This window comes from Streptomyces sp. CBMA156, from assembly GCF_014596515.1.
In the GTDB taxonomy this organism is placed as follows: Bacteria; Actinomycetota; Actinomycetes; order Streptomycetales; family Streptomycetaceae; genus Kitasatospora.
Genome location: NZ_MSJQ01000443.1, coordinates 1 through 8,327 on the forward strand (window position 1 = coordinate 1; position 8,327 = coordinate 8,327).

Annotated in this window: 9 protein-coding genes; 6 read left to right on the top strand and 3 right to left on the bottom strand. The window is 74.7% G+C overall.

The window, feature by feature from the left end; translation table 11 throughout:
* On the top strand, nt 1-246 hold a 246-nt coding region (locus BU198_RS40150; RefSeq protein ID WP_188301661.1), incomplete at its 5' end, for a hypothetical protein.
* A gap of 92 nt (nt 247-338) precedes the next feature.
* On the opposite strand, the gene BU198_RS40155 is transcribed toward BU198_RS40150, so the two are convergent.
* A complete protein-coding gene (locus BU198_RS40155) occupies nt 339-1,607 on the bottom strand; it encodes a cytochrome P450 (RefSeq protein ID WP_188301662.1) in 1,269 nt (422 codons plus the stop codon).
* Nucleotides 1,608-1,907: 300 nt separating this feature from the next.
* On the opposite strand from BU198_RS40155, the gene BU198_RS40160 reads away from it, so the two are divergent.
* The 5 genes from BU198_RS40160 to BU198_RS40180 all read left to right on the top strand — a co-directional run bounded on the left by BU198_RS40160 (nt 1,908) and on the right by BU198_RS40180 (nt 7,532).
* Nucleotides 1,908-2,789 carry a hypothetical protein gene (locus BU198_RS40160; RefSeq protein WP_188301663.1) on the top strand — a complete coding sequence of 294 codons (882 nt, stop codon included), beginning with the start codon at nt 1,908-1,910 and terminating at the stop codon, nt 2,787-2,789.
* A 112-nt stretch (nt 2,790-2,901) separates the two neighbouring features.
* On the top strand, nt 2,902-3,993 hold the full coding sequence (locus tag BU198_RS40165) for a helix-turn-helix transcriptional regulator (RefSeq protein WP_188301664.1): 1,092 nt from the start codon (nt 2,902-2,904) through the stop codon (nt 3,991-3,993).
* 178 nt (nt 3,994-4,171) lie between these two features.
* Nucleotides 4,172-4,801 (top strand): hypothetical protein, encoded by a 630-nt coding sequence (locus BU198_RS40170; protein ID WP_188301665.1) that lies wholly within the window; start codon nt 4,172-4,174, stop codon nt 4,799-4,801.
* Nucleotides 4,801-5,460, top strand: a complete 660-nt coding sequence (locus BU198_RS40175; RefSeq protein WP_188301666.1) for an RICIN domain-containing protein — start codon at nt 4,801-4,803, stop codon at nt 5,458-5,460. Before BU198_RS40170 ends, BU198_RS40175 begins: the two co-directional genes overlap by 1 nt.
* Nucleotides 5,461-5,699: 239 nt before the next feature.
* Entirely contained in the window at nt 5,700-7,532 is a 1,833-nt protein-coding gene (locus tag BU198_RS40180; RefSeq protein WP_317620520.1) for a sugar-binding protein, read from the top strand.
* A gap of 31 nt (nt 7,533-7,563) precedes the next feature.
* Here BU198_RS40180 and BU198_RS40185 read toward each other — a convergent pair whose 3' ends face one another.
* Nucleotides 7,564-8,010, bottom strand: coding sequence for an SRPBCC family protein (locus BU198_RS40185; RefSeq protein ID WP_188301667.1), 447 nt, complete (start codon nt 8,008-8,010; stop codon nt 7,564-7,566).
* A gap of 74 nt (nt 8,011-8,084) precedes the next feature.
* On the bottom strand, nt 8,085-8,327 hold a 243-nt coding region (locus BU198_RS40190; protein ID WP_223245578.1), incomplete at its 5' end, for a hypothetical protein.

Sequence of the window (8,327 nt, forward strand, 5' to 3'; positions counted from 1 at the left end):
CGGCTGGTCGTGCTGGCCGAGCGCTTCCGCTGCCCGCGCAACTTCCAGCCGACCATGGGTTCGGCGCGGGCCAGGGGCGAGGCCGAGCGGGCCGACCCGGGGGAGTACCGCCGGGCGGTCGCCGCGTACCCGGTGGGTGAGCACGTGACGGGTGAGCACGCGACCGGCGCCTACATGACGGGTGGGTACGCGGGGCCGGTCCGGTCCGGTCTGGTGGCCGAGGCCCGCCGGCTGGTGGGCATCTGATCCCGCGGCCCGACACCCGTGGCCCCACACCCGCCGCCCGGCGCGGGAGACCCGCCGGTCCCCGGAGCGCGGCCCGGTGCGACGGCAGCCGCTCAGAGCCGCACCGGCAGCCGCAGCAGGTGGAAGCCGTCGGCGGGCCAGTGTCCGAACTCCAGCTCGTCCCGCGCGACCCCCAGCGCCGCCTCCGGCCGCCGGATCAGCACCTGGTCCAGCACCACCGAGGTGACCAGCCGGCCGAGGGCCGCGCCCAGGCAGTAGTGCGCGCCGTGGCCGAACGCCAGGTGGCCGTCGCCGCGCCCGAACTCCCGGGCGATGTCGAGGCGTTCGGGTGCCTCGCCGTACTCCCGCGGGTCGTGGTCGGCGGCCAGCAGCGCGACGGTGACCGGTTCGCCGGTGCGCAGCGCCGTCCCGGCGAACTCGAAGTCCTCGGCCGCGTACAGGGTCGCGCCGATCCTGACCAGGCTGATGTAGCGCAGCAGTTCGGGCACGGCCCGCTCCAGCAGCCGCGGCTCGGTGCGCAGCCGGTCCAGCTGGTCGGGGTGGTCGAACAGGGCGAGCAGGCCGTGGGCGAGGAACAGCGCGGGCGGGGTGATGCCGGTGTTGATCAGCAGGAAGACGATCGTGACGACGTCGTCCTCGTCCAGCGGCTGCTCGCCCTCGCGGGTGCCGTGCACCAGAGCGGAGACGAGGTCCTCGGTGGGCTCGGCGCGGCGGCGGGCGACCAGCTGCTTGACGTGCTCCACGATGCCGACCAGGCCCTCGACCGTGCGGCTGCCGTCGCCGTACGCGAAGTCGCGGATCCAGTCGCAGACCCGGGCCCGGTCCTCCTCCTCGACGCCGACCAGCTCGCAGATCACCTGGGTGGTCAGCGGGTAGGCGAACTCGCCCAGCAGGTCGGCGGGTTCGTCGCGGGCGGCGAGGCCGGCCAGCAGCTCGGCGGCGGTGCGCTCGACGAAGCCGCGCAGGGCGGTGATCCGGCGGGCGGTGAAGGCGCGGGTCAGCGGCGCCCGGCGGCGGGCGTGCTCCTCGCCGTCGAACAGCGCGAGGTGGCCGGAGAGGTACGGGACGTACTCGGCCGGGAAGGTGCCGAGGGCGGCGGCCAGCAGTTCGTCCTGCGGGTCGGATTCGACACCGGTTCCGGTACCGGCACCGGCAGGGCCGGCGAGGCCCGTCCGGTCCCGGAGCAGCCGAGGCTCGGTGAGCGCGGCCTTCACGTCGGCGTAGCGGGTGACCAGCCGGACCGGGGTGTCCAGGCCGGGCAGGGTGACCCGGGGCAGTTCGGCCTGTCCGCGGAACCGGGCGTAGGCGCCGGCCGGGTTCTCGATGTCCTCGGGGGTGAGCTGGACGGGGGTGGTGGTCATGCCTGGGCTCCTTCACCGACGTGCCGCCTCGGGGCGGGCTGTTTGACGATCAGGAGTGTGCCGGGGCCCGGATTCAGCACGGTTTCACCGCGGTTTCAGTCACCTCGGGTGGGGTTCGCGCCGTGGAATCACACGTGTCCGGAACTCCGGGCGCACTGGCTCCGGACTTCCGGCGGCCGCGGTGCGGCGGCTTCGTCACGGGGCCGTCACAGCTCCCCGCGGGTGCTTGCCCGGGCCCGGTGTTCCCCGGGAGCGTGGAGCCGGCACACGACGGACACCAGACGGACAGCAGGGGGCGGGATGCGGACGGTACGGCTGTCGTTCATGCGGCAGTGGGGAGGCAACATCGGGATCGGCTGCGCGCTGGCCCTGGTGGCGATGTTCGCGCTGGTCGGATCGGGTGCCACCAGCCCCGGCGAGGCCACCCTGATCGGCGTGCTGATCGCCGTGGCGGCGGCCGTCGCGGTGCCGCACACCTTCTGGCTGCGGGAGGAGGAGGACGGCCTCACCCTGGTCCGGCTGCTGGTCCCGCGCCGCTACGCCTGGTCGGAGATCCGCGGCCTGGCCATGGAGTTCGAGGAGGAGACCGAGACCAGCGGCCACCACCTCATCCTCCGGCTGCGCCTCGTGGACCCGCCGGGCCGGTTCTGGGGCCCGCAGCTCGGCCGGATCGGCGTCACCGGCGACGACCGGCCGCGCGGTGTCGAGCCGCGTGCCCTCGCCGAGCTCTTCGCCGTGTTCGGCCGGCACGGACTGCCCGTCGACCAGCCGGAGTTCGCGAACGACGTGCTCCACGTCCGCGGCCTTGCGCCGCTGCCGGTCCGGCCGGTGCCGGTCGTACCGGCCGGACCGGTGCCGACGGCGGCGGAGGCGTACGCGGACGCCCCGGGTGTCGAGCAGGAGGAGAGGGACCTGGCCGGCCGCCGGAGCACCGCCAGGAGCGCGCCCCGCAGGCGGCGCGAGTACCTGCTGCGCACCGCCGCCCGGGCCGACCGCCTGGCGCTGGCGGGCGGTGACGCGGACCGCGAGCAGGTGGCGGGGGCACGGATCGCGGCCGGGTACCTGACCGAGCACGACGGCGTCACCGCCGACGGCGACGAGACGCGGGCATACGTCCGTCAGCAGTACCTGGACTGGCGCCGGGCCTCCGCCGGAGCGCGGCGCGGCGACCGAAGTGGCTGACCCGCGGGTGTTTCTGAGGTGTCGTCATCTGTCGGGCCGGATCCTCGCGCGCGGAGGGCGAGCGTGCTCGGCCGCGCGGGTACGAGTGCGAACGGCATGCTAGCTTCCCCGCATGGGACGACGTGGGGCTCGTGGGGTGGCGGCGCGGTCGGCGATCGAGGGGATGCGGGAGCTCGCGGGGGCGGGGCTGGCGGCGCCGGAGGTCTTCCGGCGGGCGGATGAACTGCTGCGCCCGGTGCTGGAGTTCGACGCGGTGTGCTGGCACACCGCGGATCCGGCCACCGGGCTGGTGAACTCGGTGCAGAGTGAGGACCTCGCCCTCGACCAGTTCGAGCACGCCGTGCGGCTGGAGGTGTGGGCGGACGATCTGGCGACCTTTCCCAAGATCAGGCGCAGCGGGGTGCACGCCGAGACGCTGAGCCGGGCGGCCAGGGGGCGGCTGGAGGAGAGCGTGCGGTTCAGGGAGCAGGTCGCGCCTGCCGGGTTCGGGGACGAGCTGCGGGCGGTGTTCGACGCGGCGGGCGGCATGTGGGGGTGCGCGGCGTTCCTGCGGGCCCCGGACCGCGGCCCGTACCTGGCGCGCCACCGCGAGCTCGCAGACGTCGCCGCGCGGCACCTGGGCAACGCGCTGAGGGCGTGCCACGTGCCGGGCGGGTCCGCGGGCGGTGCGCCGGACGGGGTGGACCAGGGGCCCGCGGTGCTGGTGCTCGACCGGCGCAACCGGTTGCAGGCCCTGTCCGGGCCGGCCGAGGACCTGCTCGCCCGGCTGGCCGACCCCACCCCGAGTTCGCTCACCGTCCCGACCAGCGTGGCGATGGCCGCCGAGCACGCCCGCCGGACGGCGCACGGGCTGGTCGTGCCGCAGCTGCCGGTGCGGGTGTGGACCAGGGACGACCGCTGGTACCTGCTGCACGGGGCGGCACTGCGCGGCGGCGAGGCGCAGGACGCGGTGACGGTGGTGGCCTCGCCCGCCTCGCCGGCCGAGGTGATGCCGCTCTACCTGGCCGCGTACGGGCTGACCGCCCGTGAGCAGGAGGTGGCGTTGCTGCTGGTGCGCGGCAGCGACACCAGGGACGTGTCCCGGCTGCTCGCGATGACGCCGTACACGGTGCAGGACCACCTGAAGTCGGTGTTCACCAAGACCGGGGTGGGCAGCCGGCAGGAGCTGATCGCGCGGATCATGCTCGGCGGAGGGCGCTGCTGACCCGCGCTCCGGTCGGGCGCGCCCTGGTGCGCGCCCCCGTCGGGCACGCCCCCGAACGCGCCCCCAGGAACATGGGATGGAGGGGACCCCGCCGCGAACATGAGGATTTCCTTCACGGGGGTTCACGTCATGGACATGACGCTTCGCAGCGCATCCCTTCCACCGGAGGAGCACCCTCATGAGTTCGCGTACCAGGCGCACCGCCCTTACCTCGGGAGTCGCCGCGCTCGTCGCGGTGACCGGACTCGGTCTCGGCGCCGCGCCCGCGCACGCCGACACCACACCGCCGACCGCCACCTGTGACCCGGCCAGGGACTACCTCTGGGAGGACATCAGCGCGGTCCGCGTCGAACCGACCGTCACCGAGTTCCTCGCGGTCGCGATCGCTCCCGGCACCACGGGCAGCTACACCAAGACCCTCAGCGAGGTCGACTCGGTGAGCACCACGATCAACTCCAGCACCGAGGTGAGCGCCGAGTTCAAGGCGATCTTCGCCAAGGTGAGCGTCAAGGTCGGGTTCTCGGTGTCCAGCACCAAGGCGACCACGCGCACCACCACCGTCTCCGACACCGTGAACTTCAACAGCCCGGGCTACTACGGCCTCTACCGTGGCACCCGGAAGGTCACCGGCGAGTGGGTCCGGTACATCTGCGCCCGCAGCGGCAGCACCGGCTACTGGGTCAGCACCACGAACGGCCCCGGCACCTTCACCACCTTCGACGTCCCGGAGCAGGGCACCGTGGCCTGCTCCTTCCCGGAGCCGGCCGGCACCGTGCGCGCGGCCGCCCGGGCGCGGCTCGTCTGCTGATGACCAGGACCACCGAACCGGCCGCCCGACCCGCCCACTGCGAAAGCGAGTCCACGATGCCCCACCCGCACGGCCGGCGCTCCCGAACCCGCCGCCCGCTGAACGTCCTCGGCGCGGCGGCCGCCGCAGGCGCCCTGCTGTTCACCGCCGCCCCCGCCGCCCTGGCCGCCCCAGCGTCGGCCGGAGCCCTCGCCGCCGACCCGTCGAGCAACTACTCCTGTGACCACCGGGCCTACCGCATCATGACGGGCGGGGTCAGCACCCCGCGGCCGCTGACGGTGGCACTCTCCCCTGGCAACCACGGCTCGGTCATCCAGTACAAGACGGAGGACGCGTCGAACCAGAAGTGGAGCGTCTGTCGCAAGCGGGCCTCCGACGGCCGCGAGCTGGTGTACCTCCAGGACACCTGGCGCCGTTGGTGCATGGCGGTCGACCACTGGGGCCTGGAGGACGGCACCTGGATCATCACGCAAGGCTGCGTCGACGAGGACGTCCCGAAGAACCAGACGTTCTGGATGGCGAAGGTGACGGGCAGCAACCTGTTCGCGATCCAGGCCCAGGTCTCCGGCAAATGGGTCGCCTCCTCGAACCACAGCAACGAGATCGCCCAGGTGGTCCAGGACAGCAAGCCGGACCTCTACTACCTGGATCCGGCCTGATCACCCACAGGTGAGGCCGCCGGCGGGGGGCGTGCCGCTCCGGCTCCGTACGGGGCCGGGTGGCACGCCCCCCGCCGGGGTCCTGCCGGCCCGGTGTTCGGGCCTGGTGTCGCTCCGCTCCGGCTGGGCATCCCTAGCATGGATCGCGCCCGAGCCGCCGCGCGGCGGCAGCAGAAGACGAGGGAAGTCGTGGGCGCCGGTCACATCGCGACGGCCGCACGGAAGGAAACGCACGCACCGTGATCCAGAACCTGGTACGGCGGACCTGGCCGGCCGTCCTCGTCGCCGCGGCCACGGCCGTGGCCTGCGCCTTCGCCGTGCCGGCCGACGGCGCGGCGCCCCGCTCCGCCGCCGGTGCCGCGGCACCGGCCGGACGGGACCCGGTCCACACCGACGTCCTGTTCATCGGGGCCCATCCGGACGACGAGTTCCAGTCGCTGGCCACCTTCGCCCGGTGGCGGGAGCGAAACGGGCGGAGTACCGGGGTGGTGACCGTCACCCGGGGCGAGGGCGGCGGGAACGCCGTCGGGCCGGAGGAGGGCGCCCGGCTCGGCCTGATCCGTGAGACGGAGGAACGGGAGGCCGTCGGCCTCGCCGGGATCGACAACGTCTTCTACCTCGACAAGCCGGACTTCTGGTACACGCTCTCCGCGCCGCTGGTCTCCTCCGTCTGGAACCGGGTGCCCGAGCAGCCCACCGACACGCTCGCGCGGATCGTCCGGCTGCTCCGCGCGACCACCCCGGCCACCGTGGTGACGATGGACCCGCGTCCCTTCGACCAGCACGGCGGGCACCAGGAGGCCGCCCGGCTGGCCGTCGAGGCGTTCCGGCTCGCCGGCGACCCGACGGCGTTCCCCGAGCAGATCACCGACGAGGGGTACCGGCCGTGGCGGCCCTCCCGGCTGCTGGCCCAGAACTGGGGTTTCGACGGGCCCGTCGGGCCGTCCTGCGCCACCGCCCGGCTGACCGATCCACACACCGGGCTCCCCGTGGAGGGCGTGTGGACCGGTGCGCGCTCCGGCTCCTCGGGCGAGACCTTCGCCCAGATCGAGCGCAACGCCGCCCGCAGGTACCTGACCCAGGGTCTCGGCTCGCTGCCCGCCACCGTCGACACCCCGCCCGGGCAGCTGCCGTGCGAGTGGTTCACCGTCCTCGCCCGGGCCGGCGAACCCGTCCCCGCCCCCGTCCGGGACCAGGCCGGGCTGAGGCCGCTGTACGCCGAGTTCCGCGACTGGACCCGGCGGGTGGAGATGCCCTGGCTGGCCGACGACGCCCAGCCCGACTACCCCGCCGCTCCCGCGACCGACGCTCCGGCACTCGACCGCCCGCCCGTCGTCGACGGCACCGCCGGGCCCGGGGAGTACCCCGGGCCCGAACTCCCGCTGCGGCACTGGGCGGGCCAGGACTGCGCCCCCGCCGACTGCTCCGCGACCGCCCGGCTCTCCCGCCACGGCGACGACCTGTACGTGCTCGTCCAGGTCACCGACGACCGGATGGGCAGCGCCCTGGACGCCCTGAACGACTGCAAACGGCACTGGCGCACCGACGCCGTCGAGATCGGCATCGATCCGCGCGGCGACTCCGACGACACCTCGACCACGTTCAAGGCCGGCATCCTGCCGTTCACCGCGAACGGCGGTGGCCCCTGCGCGGAGCGCGACGCCGACAACCACCAGGGCCCGGCCGCCACCACCGCCCCCGGGCTGACCGTCGCCTCCCGGGTCACCGAGCCCTACCGCGGCTACACCGTCGAGGCGCGGATCCCGCTGTCGGACCTGCCGGCCGCCGTCGATCCCGAGCGGATGACCGCGAACGTCCTCGTGTACGACTCCGACACCACCGACAGGACCGGCGGGAGCCGTCTGGCCTGGTCCCCGTTCGGCAGCGCCCAGGCCGACCCGTACACCTGGGGCACCGTTCACCTGCCCGGCTACACCCCGGCCCCGGGCGGGCCGGCCACCGCTCCGCGGATCCCCACGGAGGCGGCCCGGAGCCAGGATTCACCCGCCTCGGTCGCCCAGTCCGAGCGCCTCGGCGTACCGCTGGGGGCAGGGCCGCGTCTTCCCGGCTGATCCGTTCCGCTCGGGTGGAGCCCGGTTCGGGCTACGGCCGCAGCAGGTGCTTCAGGACCCGGCCGAAGACCAGGCGCCCCGCCCGGGCGAGGACGGGACCGAGCAGGGGGTCGAGCAGCCGGGGCAGCCCGGCGACCGTCAGCTCCTCCGTCCAGACCGCCGCGCTGCCGCCGCCCACCGCCCGGACCCGCAGCTCGGCCCAACCCCGCACCGGGCGGCCGCGCTTGACCAGCAGGCACCGTCCGTCCCGGCCGGGGCCGGGGGCGACCAGCTCGGTGATCTCCATCGGGTCGTCGACGCGCAGCGGCCCGAGGACCGTCCTGGCCAGGACGAGGTCACCCGGCTCCCGGCCGGTGCCCCGGGCCACCGAGACCCGGGTGAACGGCACCCGGTCCCCGTGCCGGGGCCAGGCGGTCAGCCGCTGCCAGCACTCGGCGGGCGGCAGCGGCGAACGGCGGGTCAGGACGAATCGGGCCACGGACGCCACCCTACTGTCGGCCGGCTCGGGCTCAGGCTCAGACTTCGGTTCGGGCTCCGGCTTCGGCTCCGGCCTCAGCGACGGCGCGGCAGCCCCGCCAGCAGGCCGGCCACCGTCGCCAGGTCGCCCTCCTCGTCGAGCAGCACCACCAGCGGCGGCTGCGCCGGAGCCCCCAGCCGGGCGATCTCGTACGCGGTGATCCCGAGCCCCGGCGGCGCGACCAGGGCGATCGGCGCGCGGGACTCCAGCAGCGGGCCGAGTACCGGGCGGTACGCGGCCGGGGGCGGGGCCGGCACGACCGGGCGCAGCACCCCGAG

Coding starts and splice junctions, on each gene's coding strand:
- BU198_RS40155 (WP_188301662.1), bottom strand. CDS start 1,607: ATGACCACCACCCCCGTCCAGCTCACCCCCGAGGACATCGAGAACCCG.
- BU198_RS40160 (WP_188301663.1), top strand. CDS start 1,908: ATGCGGACGGTACGGCTGTCGTTCATGCGGCAGTGGGGAGGCAACATC.
- BU198_RS40165 (WP_188301664.1), top strand. CDS start 2,902: ATGGGACGACGTGGGGCTCGTGGGGTGGCGGCGCGGTCGGCGATCGAG.
- BU198_RS40170 (WP_188301665.1), top strand. CDS start 4,172: ATGAGTTCGCGTACCAGGCGCACCGCCCTTACCTCGGGAGTCGCCGCG.
- BU198_RS40175 (WP_188301666.1), top strand. CDS start 4,801: ATGACCAGGACCACCGAACCGGCCGCCCGACCCGCCCACTGCGAAAGC.